The following is a 228-nucleotide window of genomic DNA, read 5'->3' on the forward strand; positions in this document are numbered from 1 at the left end:
AGTGGACTCGAACCACCGACCTTACGCTTATCAGGCGTACGCTCTAACCACCTGAGCTACAGACCCACAACTTACTGTTTTCGCTCTTCGTCTATCAAGCAATCTGTGTGAACACTCACAACAAATTTCATCGTTTAGGTAAGGAGGTGATCCAGCCCCAGGTTCCCCTAGGGCTACCTTGTTACGACTTCACCCCAGTCATGATCCACAAAGTGGTAACCGCCCCCC

At 50.9% G+C, this 228-nt stretch carries 1 rRNA gene; it reads right to left on the reverse strand.

Going from position 1 to position 228, the window contains the following annotated elements:
- Positions 1-139: 139 nt before the first annotated feature.
- Positions 140-228, reverse strand: a 16S ribosomal RNA gene (locus J3L11_RS19270); the annotation flags it as partial.

This window comes from Shewanella sp. 4t3-1-2LB (assembly GCF_017368415.1).
GTDB classification, from domain to species: domain Bacteria; phylum Pseudomonadota; class Gammaproteobacteria; order Enterobacterales; family Shewanellaceae; genus Shewanella; species Shewanella fodinae.